This is a genomic window from Epibacterium ulvae (genome assembly GCF_900102795.1).
In the GTDB taxonomy this organism is placed as follows: domain Bacteria; phylum Pseudomonadota; class Alphaproteobacteria; order Rhodobacterales; family Rhodobacteraceae; genus Epibacterium; species Epibacterium ulvae.
Map to the genome: position 1 here is coordinate 416,797 of NZ_FMWG01000002.1, position 12,683 is coordinate 429,479.

The window sequence follows — 12,683 nt, forward strand, 5'->3', positions numbered from 1 at the left end:
CCAATGGTCTGCCCCATTTTGCGACGAAGGAACGAACATGAATATGCAAACCTCTCCAGAGACTGCATCTGACGGCACTGCCTCGATGTCACCGGTCATTGCAGCGAGAGATCTGGACCTGACCTTTCAAACAAACGATGGTCCCGTCCATGCGTTAAAAGGGGTAAGCCTTGATATCAATAAAGGTGATTTTGTCTCGTTTATTGGCCCTTCGGGCTGTGGCAAGACCACTTTTTTACGCTGTATCGCGGCGCTAGAGACTCCGACTGCAGGTCAGTTGACTGTCAATAATATGTCTCCGGATGAGGCGCGGCGCAATCGGGCCTATGGGTATGTTTTTCAAGCTGCAGGTCTATATCCTTGGCGCACAATTGCCAAGAATATCAAACTTCCCCTTGAAATCATGGGGTATTCCAAAGCTGAGCAAGATCGACGCGTGGAAGAGGCTCTGGAGCTGGTTGAGCTTTCTGGATTTGGTGGAAAATTTCCATGGCAATTGTCGGGGGGCATGCAACAGCGTGCCAGTATTGCCCGTGCGCTTAGTTTTGATGCCGATATCCTGCTGATGGATGAACCTTTTGGCGCGCTGGATGAAATCGTGCGTGACCATTTGAATGAACAGCTGCTGCAGCTGTGGGCCCGCACCGAAAAAACCATTGGCTTTGTGACCCATTCGATTCCCGAAGCCGTGTACCTGTCGACCAAGATTGTGGTGATGTCGCCACGTCCGGGACGGATTACCGATGTGATTGACAGTCCTCTGCCAAAAGAACGCCCTTTGGATATTCGCGATTCACCTGAATTCATTGAAATTGCGCATCGTGTGCGCGAAGGTCTACGTGCAGGGCATGAGCATGATTGATCGCGCATTTAAGAGGGCAGAGCGATGAAGTCACTTCTTGCGGTGTTGACTGTGCTTAGCGTTATCATTGGTCTTTGGTACGCAGCCTGTGTGCCAATGAATATCAAAGGGGTACTGGATCAGGCCGAACGCGGTGGTGAGGTCGTTGAACCCGCCACGCCAAAGGCACGTCGGGACGCTTCTGCTATTGGTTTGATCGTCAAAAATACCTTTGTGATATCGCGCAGCTGGTCCGTGGAACGCCCACGCTTGCCTGCACCGCATCAGGTGCTGGATGAATTGTGGGGCACAACGGTTGAAAAGAAAATCACCTCAAAGCGCTCGCTCATCTATCATGGGCAAGTGACGCTCAGCGCAACCCTTCTTGGGTTTGCCATTGGCACTGGCCTAGGGATCTTGTTGGCTGTGGGGATTGTTCATTCAAAGGTGATGGATATGTCGGTGATGCCTTGGGCGATTGTCAGCCAAACCATCCCGATTATCGCACTCGCACCGATGATTATTGTCGTGCTTTATTCCATTGGTGTGCAAGGCATTTTGCCAAAAGCTATTATCGCCGCATACTTAAGCTTTTTCCCAGTGGTCGTTGGCATGGTGAAAGGGTTGCGTAGCCCGGATGGCATGCAACTGGATCTGTTGCGCACCTATCACGCCAGCACAAACCAGGGATTTTGGAAACTCCGCTTACCGTCATCCCTGCCATACCTGTTTGCCTCGCTCAAGATTGCGATTGCGGCCTCTTTGGTTGGTGCAATTGTTGGCGAATTGCCCACTGGCGCGGTCGCCGGGTTTGGCGCGCGCTTGCTGGCAGGCAGCTATTATGGCCAGACCGTACAGATCTGGTCAGCGCTTTTTGCCGCCGCAATTCTGGCCGCCCTCTTGGTGTTTATTCTTGGGCTGTTGGAACGTCTCATTCTGAAACGCATGGGGGTATAATGATGCTTGTTATATGTGCTGTCATTGTCTGGGCTGCGGGCTGGTGGATGAATGTGCGTCTGGCCAATGGTCGTTATGCGAACCAACGTTGGGTTCAGCTTTTGGTGCCTGCAATATTTGGTGCGACGTTGCTGCTGATCTGGGAGCTTTTGGTGCGAGGACTTCAGGTGCCGCTTGTGATCTTGCCTGCACCGTCTCTGATTGCGGCACGGTTTGGAGAGAGCCTTGATCTGTTATGGGCTGATTTTGTGCAAACGATCCTGAAAGGGGCCTTGGGAGGGTATCTTATCGGGTGTGGAGCGGCGTTTGTGATGGCGATTTTGGTAGATCGCAGCGACTTCCTGCGGCGCGGGCTTTTGCCTGTCGGGAATTTTGTCGCGGCACTGCCGATTGTTGGAACCGCCCCTATTCTGGTGATGTGGTTTGGCTTTGACTGGCAGTCGAAAGCGGCTGTGGTGGTTGTGATGGTATTTTTCCCAATGCTTGTGAACACGGTTGCAGGCCTGCGTGAAACCTCTGTTTTGCAACGAGACCTGATGCAGACTTATGCGGCATCATATGGGCAGAGCTTTCTCAAATTGCGGTTGCCTGCGGCGCTCCCTTTCATCTTTAACGGGTTGAAAATCTCCACAACACTCGCCTTAATCGGCGCAATTGTTGCTGAGTTTTTTGGCTCGCCAACGGTGGGAATGGGGTTTCGGATCTCGACCAGCGTCGGTCAGCTTGCCTTGGATATGGTCTGGGCTGAAATCGTCGTCGCGGCTTTGGCTGGATCACTGTTCTATGGGCTGGTTGCTTTGATAGAAAAGCGATCCACCTTTTGGCATCCCTCTCAGCGAGGGTAGAAATTGAATATGCGCCTTTCCTCAAAAGGGCGCGTGTTTAGTCGGTTCTGTCTTTTGTGACTGGCAGCAAATAGCTGGCGCAAAAAGGGAACAAGAAATGTGTTTTGATCAACTCAACAGGGAGTTACGACCATGAAAACGATTATTGCAGCCGCTGGCGCAGCAATGACTCTTGCAGGTGCGGGCTATGCCTCGGATGAGGTCACGCTGCAGCTTAAATGGGTCACGCAATCGCAATTTGCGGGCTACTATGTGGCGCTGGATCAGGGGTTCTACGAAGAAGAAGATCTTGATGTGACCATTCTGCCAGGTGGTCCAGATATTGCCCCAACACAGGTGATTGCAGGCGGCGGCGCGGATGTCACAGTTGAATGGATGCCTGCGGCACTTGCTGCGCGTGAAAAGGGCTTGCCACTTGTGAATATTGCGCAGCCGTTTAAATCCTCGGGCATGATGCTGACCTGCTGGAAAGACACGGGCATTGCTGCTCCTGCGGATCTGGCAGATCGCACGCTTGGTGTCTGGTTCTTTGGCAATGAGTTCCCCTTCATGAGCTGGATGAGCAAGCTGGGCATCTCGGTTGATGGCAAAGGCGACGCGGGCGTGGAAGTTCTGAAACAGGGCTTTAATGTTGATCCACTCTTGCAGCGTCAGGCAGATTGTATCTCCACGATGACTTACAATGAGTACTGGCAGGTGATTGATGCCGGTGTTGGTGCGGATGAGCTGGTGACTTTCAAATACGAAGACCAAGGCGTTGCGACGCTTGAAGATGGTCTTTACGTGCTGGAAGCGAACTTGGATAACCCTGAATTCGTCGGCAAGATGGAGCGCTTTGTGCGTGCGTCTATGAAGGGTTGGAAATGGGCGGAAGAAAACCCAGATGATGCGGCTGAGATCGTATTGGACAATGACGCATCCGGCGCGCAGACCGAAAGCCACCAGAAACGCATGATGGGTGAAATTGCCAAGCTCACTGCGGGCAGCAACGGCGCACTGGATGTCGCCGACTACGAGCGCACAGTCACAACCCTTCTGGGCGGTGGTTCTGATCCTGTGATCACAAAAGCACCAGAAGGTGCTTGGACCCACGCAATCACAGATGCTGCATTGAAGTAACTTCAAGCGTCTGTGGGATAAACCTTCAGAGAGAATGGCCACCGGATAATCTCTGGTGGTCTTTTTTGTGCAAGTTGATCTTCTATCGCTTAGTTTCTTGCAGTAGTGGCGGAAGACGTAAGGGAACCGGGCTCGATTTTACAATTGAGGTATGTGTTGTGGCGATACGACCGAAGGGTTCAAGGAACGGGTCCAACTCTGTGATACTTTTTAACAGCACACGGGCAATGAAGCCGTCTTCGCCAGTGACTTTATCACATTGCACAATTTGGTCTGATTGCTGAATTTTCTGTTCGAGTATGTGACGTTTGCCCGGTAATGGACGAAACCGGACCAGAGCTTCAAGTGTGTAGCCAAGAGCTGCCGGTGAAATCTGTACCGTGAAACAGTCGATTACACCGCGATCCTGCAACCGGCGTACGCGTTCGCGAATAGTTGGTGGAGAAACGTTCAATGTTGTCGCTAGATCTGACCAACTTACTCTTGCGTCCTGGGCCAGCGCGTTAAGAAGTGCATAATCAATTTCATCAAAGAGTGTTTTCATTTGAAAGCTACTTCCAGAGCTATGTTTAGTTTTCGTCGCAAATGCAGTTTAAAGCTTTTATTTGAGAAAGGACGCTGATGCAGTGGTCCTTTAATGTCTAGCCAACTCTGATATGACAAAGGGCAGGCAATGACATTAAGTTTGTGGATCTATTTTACCGCGGTTTCTGTTGTAAACATTATCACACCAGGGCCTGCCAATCTGAATACTGTTCAGCGCGCGCTACAGTTGGGGGCAGCGCGCGTTTTTCCTACTATTTTGGGGAATACGGTGGGGTTGGCAATTGGGGGGTGCTTTTGCGCAAGTGGAGCCGCCGCTGTTCTTCTTACGACAGATGGGTATTTTGCATTGTGGTCGTACCTCGGAATTGCTTATTTGGTGTGGCTTGCAGTTAAGCTCCTACTTTCGTGCGAGAGTATCGTTTTAGACCGGCAATCATTTGAAGTTGTCTCTGCAAAATCTTTGTTCATAGAAGCGATAGTGCTTGCAGTTTCGAACCCAAAAGCATTGCTGTTCTATATAGCTCTATTTCCACAAGTCTTAAATTTCGACAAGCCAATCTGGCCACAGGCCAGCATCCTTATTGTGACCTATTGTTTGCTGTCTATCCTATCTTTGAGTAGTTATGCGGGTCTTGCAGACCGGATGCGGATTTATTTCGCCGACCCAATTCGTTACACGCGTTTTAGGCAGCTATCGGGAACTATTCTGTTGGTTTTTTGTATCACGCTTGCGTTGGAGTTGTAGCCGAGAGTGAGGAAGAGCAAACCGATGTGATTTGCCCTTCCTTAAAATCAATATTATGTCTCTGCGCGGTTAGCGATTAGGTCGTCGACCACCGATGGATCTGCGAGGGTTGAGGTATCGCCCAATGCGCCATAGTCGTTTTCTGCTATTTTACGCAGGATGCGGCGCATGATTTTCCCGGATCGAGTTTTGGGAAGGCCCGGTGCCCATTGGATCACATCTGGCGATGCAATCGGGCCAATTTCAGACCGCACCCATGTGCGCAGTTCTTTACGCAGCTCTTCTGATGGGGTTTCGCCATTCATCAAAGTCACATAGCAGTAGATGCCCTGTCCTTTGATATCATGTGGGTATCCCACCACGGCAGCTTCAGCCACGGTGGCATGGGCGACCAGAGCGCTTTCGACTTCGGCCGTGCCCATACGGTGGCCTGAGACGTTGATCACATCATCCACACGTCCCGTGATCCAGTAATCCCCATCCGCGTCACGTCGGCAGCCGTCACCGGTAAAGTAGTAGCCTTTGTAATCGGAAAAGTAGGTTTTCTCAAACCGATCATGATCTCCCCAGACTGTACGCATCTGACCAGGCCAGCTGTCTTTAATGCACAAGACACCTTCAACGTCATTACCCGTGATTTCATCTCCGCTGGCGGGGTCTAACACCACTGGCTCTATCCCAAAGAAAGGTTTCATCGCCGATCCGGGTTTTGTGGCATGTGCGCCGGGCAGGGGGGTCATCAGATGGCCACCGGTTTCCGTCTGCCACCATGTGTCCACGATGGGGCAGCGTCCGCCGCCGACAATGTCATTGTACCAGGTCCAGGCTTCGGGATTGATCGGCTCTCCAACCGTACCCAGCAAACGCAAAGAGGACAGATCACATTTTTCTACAAATTCATTACCCTGTCCCATAAGAGCGCGAATTGCAGTGGGGGCGGTGTAGAATTGATTCACTTTGTGTTTTTCACAGACCTGCCAGAACCGGCTGGCATCCGGGTAGGTGGGCACCCCTTCAAACATCACGGTTGTCGCGCCATTGGCTAAGGGGCCATAGACGATATAGCTGTGGCCCGTAACCCATCCTACATCAGCAGTACACCAGTAGACGTCGCCGTCGTGATAATCGAAGGTCACTTCTTGTGTCAGGCTCGCATAGACCAGATAGCCGCCCGTGGTATGCACAACCCCTTTGGGTTGACCGGTTGATCCAGAGGTGTAGAGGATAAACAACGGATCTTCTGCGTTCATTTCAGCAGGCGTATGGGTGAGGTTCGCGCCTTCAGACAGTTTTGAGTAATCGCGATCCCGTGCGTCATTCCATGGAACATCGCCACCAGTGCGACGCACGACCAGACATTGCACGGCGTCCGCGCATTGTGAGAGCGCCGCGTCTGCATTTGTTTTGAGTGGCGTTTTTTTGCCTCCGCGCGGTGCCTCATCTGCAGTGATTACCAGTTTGGCGTCGCAGCCGTTGATCCGAGCGGCAAGTGCATCGGGCGAAAAGCCTGCAAAAACGATTGAATGTATCGCGCCCACACGCGCGCAGGCGAGCATCGCATAGGCGGCCTCGGGGATCATAGGCATATAGATAACCACCCGATCGCCTTTTGAAACGCCAAGTGTTTCCAGAACATTTGCCATTTTGCAGACTGACGTGTGCAGATCCTTGTAGGTGATGTGTTGGGCTGGATCTTTGGGATCATCTGGCTCCCAAATAATCGCGGTTTGATCACCGCGTTTTGCGAGATGACGATCAACGCAATTGGCTGCGACGTTCAGCGTGCCGTCTGCATACCATTTGATACCCACATTGCCAAAATCATATGAGACGTCTTTGACTTGTGTGAAAGGCTTGATCCAATCAACGCGCTTGCCTTGTTCGCGCCAGAAGCCTTCTGGATCCTCTATGGAAGCTGCATAAAGCACGTCGTATTTTGCGGCATCTACATGGGCATTTTGAACGAAATCTTCAGTGGGTGTATAGGTGCTTGGCGGTGTTGGCGTCATGGTGTCCTCCCAGATCCGGCCGTGCTTTCCAGATCAAAGCCTATTGGGCGATCTGGATAACGAAATCCTTCTATGGGGATCATAGAGGGCTTGGAGCGGATGTGAATAAGCTTCTGAAAAATATGATTTTGTCTGTGAAGGAATTTCACATCGCTTGAGAGGTCTGTAAAGGATTTTACGGATTGCCAGTTAGGTGTGGTTACGTGTCAATTTCTGACAGCCTTTGTCCACGACTACATGCAAAATCAAGGTAAACACTGCCAATACGATGAGCGCGGCAAACATCAAATCTATCTTGGCACGCCCATTTGCCAAAAGCATCAGATATCCAAGCCCTTTGGAGGCACCGACCCATTCGCCAATGATCGCGCCGATTGGGGCATAGACGGCCGCCAAGCGTAACCCGGAGGCAAAGCCGGGCAGCGCAGCTGGAATGCGGATCAACCACATCACGCGCCAATAGCTGCCCCCCATGACGCGTGCTTGTTCCATCCATCCTGCAGGGGTGCGCATCAAGGCGTCAAAAAAGGCTGACGTTACCGGAAAGAAGATAATCAGCAAAGCCATCGCGACTTTTGACAGCAGCCCATAGCCGAGCCAGAGCGTCAGCAGTGGAGCCAGTGCAAATACTGGGATTGTCTGACTGAACACCAGCAGTGGCCGGACAAAGTGACGTGCAAGCTGCGAGGCCGTGAGCCAGACCGCAGTCACCGCCCCGATAGAAGCCCCAAGCACCAGCCCTAGCAAGACTTCAAGCCCCGTTACTATCGCATGTTCTGCTAAAAGGGCACGACTGTGCCATAGGGTTTGTGCGACTTTTGAGGGAGGTGGCAGTAGGAACGCAGGTAGATCTCCGAATGTGACGAGGCTTTGCCACAAGATCAGAAACATTAGGATGAGCGCAGTGATATGTTTGAGCCGGTTCATCTGCGCTCCATCAGCAAGCGGTGCAACTGCCCCTGAAGATCCAGCGTTTCTGTACTGTCATACATGCGCGGTATCGATGTGGCCGGAGCTGGAATATCAGTGATGCCGGTTTCTGTCATGACAAGGATTTGATGCCCGAGGCGTGCAGCCTCGCCGGGATCATGTGTGACATGTAAAACGGTGCGCCCTGCCAGCGTTTCTGCGGCAAGATCCTGCATCTCGGCGCGGGTGCGTGCATCAAGCGCGGAAAAAGGTTCGTCTAATAAGACAACTGGCCGGTCCTCCATCAGGGTCCGTGCCAGAGCAACGCGTTGACGTTGCCCACCGGACAATTCTGAAGGACGTTTGTGAATATGCGCCTCTAAACCGACACGCGCCAAGAGCGTTTCAGCTTTTGCAAAATCGGGGCGCGTGCCCCGGATACGCGCGCCCAGGGTCACGTTCTGTCTAAGATCCAGCCAAGGCATCAAAAGATCTTCCTGAGCCATCAGCGCAACGCAATTTGATAAGGATGTACCGTCCTTACCGCCAAACGTTCCGTCTAGGGTGACGGCCTCTCCCAATCCGGCAAACAGCCGCAAGAGCGTGCTTTTCCCCACACCAGATGGCCCAAGGAGGCAGGTCCATTGCCCCGGCAAGGCCTCAAAGATGACAGGGCCAAAGATCAGTGTTTCGCCAATTTTTGCCGTGCCTGAAAGATATAGGCCGGGCGGCGCGCTCAATCCAGCATCATGGGGCGAGGCCCATGTCCCAAAACCCAACCTCAAGGCGGGTTGCAGTGGTGAACCGTGCACAAAGCGCGTCCCAACGCGGGCTGTTTTCAGGGTGATCTCCCAATCGGAGTCTGACGGCGGCATCTAAAAGATCCGCAACCGCATGGCAGGCGGATTGGTACTCTGCGCCAGCATAGGTGGCGATCCAATCGGCATAGGGTGTTTCACCTGCTTCCGCCTGAAGGCGCATCCCGATTTCACCATATCCCATCACACATGGGGCGAGGGCGGCCAGAAGGTCCAGAAAGTCGCCCGAGTGACCTGCATCCAACACATAGCGCGTATAGGCCAAGTTCTCAGTGCGTTCTTCGGCGCGGGCCAGCTCTTCTTCGGAAATGCCAGCCTCGGCACAGATGCCGATATGCAGTTTGATCTCTTCATCAATCAAGGCATTGACGGTGGCGGCACAGAGCCGCATTTCCTCGATTGTTTCAGCCTTGGTCACGGCCAGTGCCCAAGCGCGGGAGAAATGGATCAGAAAGATATAATCCTGCACGAGATAGTGTAGAAAAGCTGCGCGCGGCAATGTGCCGTCGCGCATTCCTTGTACAAAGGCGTGATGGGTGTAGGCGGTCCAGGTCTCCCCAGCCGCCGCGCGCCATCTGCTGAATGTCGCTCCGTAGTCTGGCATCATTCGGCCAGATCCACAGCCAGATCAGAGACCGCTTTGATCTCATCAATCAGGCCAGAGTCGTGTAGGAAGGCTTCAAAACGTTGGTAGCGCCCTTCATCCAAGGCTTCCGGGCGCAGGGCAAAACGCGGTAATGTATCTGCCCATGCCATTTCATTCAGCTGATCTTGTAGCTCAGGTGAGGTGCCTGAAAAGATCTCCCAGCTTTTTTGCGGATGGTTTACAATATACTGGGTGGCTTTTTCTGTTGCAGCCATGAAGCGGCGCAGCATGTCTGTGTCCATGGTTTCAGGGTTAGCGACATAGATCAGTTCGTCATAAGACGGCAGGCCTTCTTCTTCGATATAGAAGCACTTGCCGCCGACACCTTCGATTTCCATCTGGTTCAGTTCAAAGTTGCGGAACGCCCCGATCACAGCATCCACTTGGCCAGACATCAATGATGGTGAGAGAGACCAGTTCACGTTGACCAGTTCGATGTCGTCCATAGACACACCATGGGTGCCCAGAACGGATCCCAGCAGCGCCTCTTCGACGCCAGCGACGGAAAAGCCGATCTTTTTACCTTTCAGGTCGGAAATATTCTGAATGGGGCCATCTTCCAGAACCAAAAGGCAGTTCAGCGGGGTGGCAACCAGTGTCCCGACGCGTTTTAGCGGTAGACCTTCGGCAACTTGCAAATGCAGTTGGGGTTGGTAGGAAATCGCCAGATCTGCGCGACCAGCAGCAGCCATTTTGGGTGGGTCCGCGGGGTCCGCGGGCGCAATCACTTCAACCTCAAGATCCTGCTCGGCGAAATAGCCGTTTTCCTGCGCGATAATGATCGGGCCATGGTCCGGGTTGACAAACCAATCCAGAATAAGGGTCATTTCATCCGCCGCAAAAGCGGGCGTTGCTGCCATCAGCGTAGCAGCTGTGATGAGAGATTTGGTCATGAGTGTTCTCCGTGTTGGTCGCTTTGATCGCCGAGCGCCACAAGAGCGACCGGGCCTGCGTGTTGTTGTGAAAGATGCTCTGCCGCTGCCCAAGCCCGTAGACCGGACCTGCAACACAGCACAATGCGCGTTTTCGCGTCTGCTTTTGGGGGATTTTCCGCAATGTCTTCAACTGTGCGTCGCTGAGCCGTTACATGGGCTAAAGGCCCTTCTTCCGGGCGGCGCAGATCAATGATCAGATCCGTGTCATCTATGGTTTGGGCACTGATAAAGCTTGGTCGGTATTCGGGTTCAGGAGCGGTATCAAATCTAAACCCGCCAAACCGAAAGCCGGTTCCTTCAAAGGTGATCAATTGGCCAAGCGGCGAAGGAGACTGCCCCGTAAGCACGCTGATTGCCATCTGCGCCTGCAAGGTTGCGATGATGCCGACAATGGGGCCCAAAACGCCTAAGGTCGCACATGTGCCAGATGCGCGGGGTAGGTCAGGGAACACAGCCCGTAACGAGGGGGCACCTGCACAAAACCCGCCGACATAGCCGCCCATCTCAACAACAGATGCGCTGATCAGCGGTATGTTGCGTTTGCCGCAAATATCGGATGCGATGTAACTTGCTGCAAAACTGTCGGCGCAATCGAGTACCAAATCTATGTCGTTGCAAAGATCATGGGCTGTGTCGGGATCAAAGGGCGCGACATGGGTCTCGATAAGGCACTCAGGATTGCGGGCGGAAAGATGTTTGGCCGCGCTTGTCGCTTTAGAAAGGCCGATGTCGTCCATAGTGAATAACGTCTGGCGGTGCAGATTGCTAAGATCGACGATATCTGGGTCAGCCAGTTTTATCGTTCCCACGCCTGCAGCTGCAAGATAAGGCAGCACTGGTGCCGCCAGACCGCCAGCGCCAATAACCAATAGGCGCGCGTGTCGCAGGGCCTCCTGGCCGTGTGGACCAAATTCTGACACCGCAATTTGACGCGCGTACCGGCTCATCCGCAGATCTCCAGCCATTCGCGGACCCGCGCTTCGGGATCAGGGTTCAGGGTGATGTCGGTTACCGCAGCCACACAATCTGCCTTGGCGTTAAAAGCGCCGGGGGCACGCTCGACGCTCATGCCGCCAATCGCAACGAGCGGTGTGTTTGGCGCGTGATCTTTCCATTGTGTGAGTTTTTCTATGCCTTGTTGATGCCATTTCATCTTTTTCAAAATGGTTGGATAGACCGGGCCAAGGGCAATGTAATCTGGCTTGCAAGAGAGGGCGCGATCCAGCTCTGCCTCGTCATGCGTCGAAAGCCCCAGTTTTAGACCGGCAGCCCGGATGGTTTCCAAATCAGCCGTGTCCAGATCTTCTTGGCCAAGATGCACCCAATCACACCCCAGATCGATCGCCGTTTTCCAATAGTCGTTCACCACAAGAATTGCACCGTGCTCAAAGCAAATGTCGCGCCCTGCCTTCAGCTGTGCGCGCACCTCTACTTCGGGGGTATCCTTGATGCGGAGCTGTACAAGTTTGATACCAAGTGGGACCAACCGTTCCAGCCAGTCTACGTGATCAAAGATTGGGTAAAATCGGGGCAGGGTGGTCACGATAAAAAGGCCTTTCCGATGACAGGGGTGGAGGGTGCGGCCATATCGCGAGGTTCCATTGGGTCGGCTTCAAAAGCCAGCCGTCCGGCTTGAACCGCGCCTGCAAATCCTTCGGCCATCGCAGCTGGATCCCCTGCTTTGGCGACGGCCGTGTTCAGCAAGACAGCGTCAAAGCCAAGTTCCATTGCGTGGGCGGCTTGGCTTGGTAAGCCAAGCCCGGCATCAACCACCATGGGCACATCGGGAAACTGCGCGCGCAGCGTGCGCAGGCCGTAGATGTTTGAAAGGCCAAGCCCAGATCCAATCGGGGCGCCCCACGGCATGAGAACTTCACAGCCGGCATCCAGCAGTTTATCGGCAAGGATCAGGTCTTCGGTGGTGTAGGGGAAAACTTTGAACCCATCGGCGCAAAGCGCCTTTGCAGCCTCGACCAATGCAAAGGGATCGGGCTGCAATGTATCTGTATGACCAATCACCTCAAGCTTGATCCAATCCGTGTCAAACAATTCACGGGCCATTTGGGCGGTTGTGATTGCTTCGCGCGCGCTGTGGCATCCTGCAGTATTGGGCAGGATTGCAACGCCCAATTCTTTGATCAGGGCCCAGAAATCTGCCCCTGCTTGATCGCTTCCTGCTTCGCGGCGCACCGAGACTGTGGCAATCCCAGCTTTTGATCGTTGAAAAGCATCGGCCAAGATCGCAGGTGACGGATATTGCGCAGTGCCAAGCATCAGCCGCGAGGACACCGCTGTACCGTAGAATTCTACCAT

14 protein-coding genes are annotated in these 12,683 nt (G+C 53.3%); 5 read left to right on the plus strand and 9 right to left on the minus strand.

Going from position 1 to position 12,683, the window contains the following annotated elements; genetic code table 11:
* Window positions 1–37: 37 nt before the first annotated feature.
* The 4 genes from BLP79_RS04525 (at window position 38) to BLP79_RS04540 (ending at window position 3,762) form a co-directional block, all read left to right on the plus strand.
* Window positions 38–862: an ABC transporter ATP-binding protein gene (locus BLP79_RS04525; RefSeq protein WP_090216747.1), complete on the plus strand. Its 825-nt coding sequence runs from the start codon at window positions 38–40 to the stop codon at window positions 860–862.
* A gap of 24 nt (window positions 863–886) precedes the next feature.
* Window positions 887–1,798, plus strand: coding sequence for an ABC transporter permease (locus BLP79_RS04530; RefSeq protein WP_090216749.1), 912 nt, complete (start codon window positions 887–889; stop codon window positions 1,796–1,798).
* On the plus strand, window positions 1,798–2,643 hold the full coding sequence (locus BLP79_RS04535; protein WP_090216752.1) for an ABC transporter permease: 846 nt from the start codon (window positions 1,798–1,800) through the stop codon (window positions 2,641–2,643). The genes BLP79_RS04530 and BLP79_RS04535 overlap by 1 nt, the downstream gene beginning before the upstream one ends.
* Before the next feature lie 132 nt (window positions 2,644–2,775).
* On the plus strand, window positions 2,776–3,762 hold the full coding sequence (locus BLP79_RS04540) for an ABC transporter substrate-binding protein (protein WP_090216753.1): 987 nt from the start codon (window positions 2,776–2,778) through the stop codon (window positions 3,760–3,762).
* An 82-nt stretch (window positions 3,763–3,844) separates the two neighbouring features.
* Here the strand turns inward: BLP79_RS04540 and BLP79_RS04545 are convergent, their stop codons facing one another.
* Window positions 3,845–4,306, minus strand: a complete 462-nt coding sequence (locus tag BLP79_RS04545) for an Lrp/AsnC family transcriptional regulator (RefSeq protein WP_090216755.1) — start codon at window positions 4,304–4,306, stop codon at window positions 3,845–3,847.
* 129 nt (window positions 4,307–4,435) lie between these two features.
* On the opposite strand from BLP79_RS04545, the gene BLP79_RS04550 reads away from it, so the two are divergent.
* Window positions 4,436–5,053 (plus strand): LysE family translocator, encoded by a 618-nt coding sequence (locus BLP79_RS04550; RefSeq protein WP_090216757.1) that lies wholly within the window; start codon window positions 4,436–4,438, stop codon window positions 5,051–5,053.
* Window positions 5,054–5,106: 53 nt separating this feature from the next.
* Here BLP79_RS04550 and acs read toward each other — a convergent pair whose 3' ends face one another.
* The 8 genes from acs to BLP79_RS04590 all read right to left on the minus strand — a co-directional run bounded on the left by acs (window position 5,107) and on the right by BLP79_RS04590 (window position 12,683).
* Window positions 5,107–7,062, minus strand: coding sequence for an acetate--CoA ligase (gene acs / locus BLP79_RS04555; protein WP_090216759.1), 1,956 nt, complete (start codon window positions 7,060–7,062; stop codon window positions 5,107–5,109).
* A 189-nt stretch (window positions 7,063–7,251) separates the two neighbouring features.
* Window positions 7,252–7,989, minus strand: coding sequence for an ABC transporter permease (locus tag BLP79_RS04560; RefSeq protein ID WP_090216761.1), 738 nt, complete (start codon window positions 7,987–7,989; stop codon window positions 7,252–7,254).
* The gene (locus BLP79_RS04565; RefSeq protein WP_090216953.1) at window positions 7,986–8,711 is read right to left on the minus strand and encodes an ABC transporter ATP-binding protein; all 726 of its coding nucleotides are present in this window, start codon (window positions 8,709–8,711) and stop codon (window positions 7,986–7,988) included. Before BLP79_RS04565 ends, BLP79_RS04560 begins: the two co-directional genes overlap by 4 nt.
* 7 nt (window positions 8,712–8,718) lie before the next feature.
* A complete protein-coding gene (gene tenA / locus BLP79_RS04570) occupies window positions 8,719–9,396 on the minus strand; it encodes a thiaminase II (RefSeq protein ID WP_090216762.1) in 678 nt (225 codons plus the stop codon).
* Entirely contained in the window at window positions 9,393–10,328 is a 936-nt protein-coding gene (locus tag BLP79_RS04575; RefSeq protein WP_090216764.1) for an ABC transporter substrate-binding protein, read from the minus strand. The genes tenA and BLP79_RS04575 overlap by 4 nt, the downstream gene beginning before the upstream one ends.
* Complete coding sequence (locus BLP79_RS04580) at window positions 10,325–11,317, minus strand: HesA/MoeB/ThiF family protein (protein WP_090216766.1); 993 nt, start codon at window positions 11,315–11,317, stop codon at window positions 10,325–10,327. Before BLP79_RS04580 ends, BLP79_RS04575 begins: the two co-directional genes overlap by 4 nt.
* Window positions 11,314–11,913 carry a thiamine phosphate synthase gene (locus BLP79_RS04585; protein WP_090216767.1) on the minus strand — a complete coding sequence of 200 codons (600 nt, stop codon included), beginning with the start codon at window positions 11,911–11,913 and terminating at the stop codon, window positions 11,314–11,316. The genes BLP79_RS04580 and BLP79_RS04585 overlap by 4 nt, the downstream gene beginning before the upstream one ends.
* On the minus strand, window positions 11,910–12,683 hold the full coding sequence (locus BLP79_RS04590) for a thiazole synthase (protein WP_090216769.1): 774 nt from the start codon (window positions 12,681–12,683) through the stop codon (window positions 11,910–11,912). The genes BLP79_RS04585 and BLP79_RS04590 overlap by 4 nt, the downstream gene beginning before the upstream one ends.

Bases quoted from the DNA above. Each gene is read 5' to 3' on its own strand.
- BLP79_RS04535 (WP_090216752.1), top strand. From the start codon at position 1,798: ATGATGCTTGTTATATGTGCTGTCATTGTCTGGGCTGCGGGCTGGTGG.
- acs (WP_090216759.1), bottom strand. From the start codon at position 7,062: ATGACGCCAACACCGCCAAGCACCTATACACCCACTGAAGATTTCGTT.
- BLP79_RS04580 (WP_090216766.1), bottom strand. From the start codon at position 11,317: ATGAGCCGGTACGCGCGTCAAATTGCGGTGTCAGAATTTGGTCCACAC.
- BLP79_RS04540 (WP_090216753.1), top strand. From the start codon at position 2,776: ATGAAAACGATTATTGCAGCCGCTGGCGCAGCAATGACTCTTGCAGGT.
- BLP79_RS04550 (WP_090216757.1), top strand. From the start codon at position 4,436: ATGACATTAAGTTTGTGGATCTATTTTACCGCGGTTTCTGTTGTAAAC.
- tenA (WP_090216762.1), bottom strand. From the start codon at position 9,396: ATGATGCCAGACTACGGAGCGACATTCAGCAGATGGCGCGCGGCGGCT.
- BLP79_RS04560 (WP_090216761.1), bottom strand. From the start codon at position 7,989: ATGAACCGGCTCAAACATATCACTGCGCTCATCCTAATGTTTCTGATC.
- BLP79_RS04590 (WP_090216769.1), bottom strand. From the start codon at position 12,683: ATGGTAGAATTCTACGGTACAGCGGTGTCCTCGCGGCTGATGCTTGGC.
- BLP79_RS04530 (WP_090216749.1), top strand. From the start codon at position 887: ATGAAGTCACTTCTTGCGGTGTTGACTGTGCTTAGCGTTATCATTGGT.
- BLP79_RS04575 (WP_090216764.1), bottom strand. From the start codon at position 10,328: ATGACCAAATCTCTCATCACAGCTGCTACGCTGATGGCAGCAACGCCC.
- BLP79_RS04525 (WP_090216747.1), top strand. From the start codon at position 38: ATGAATATGCAAACCTCTCCAGAGACTGCATCTGACGGCACTGCCTCG.
- BLP79_RS04545 (WP_090216755.1), bottom strand. From the start codon at position 4,306: ATGAAAACACTCTTTGATGAAATTGATTATGCACTTCTTAACGCGCTG.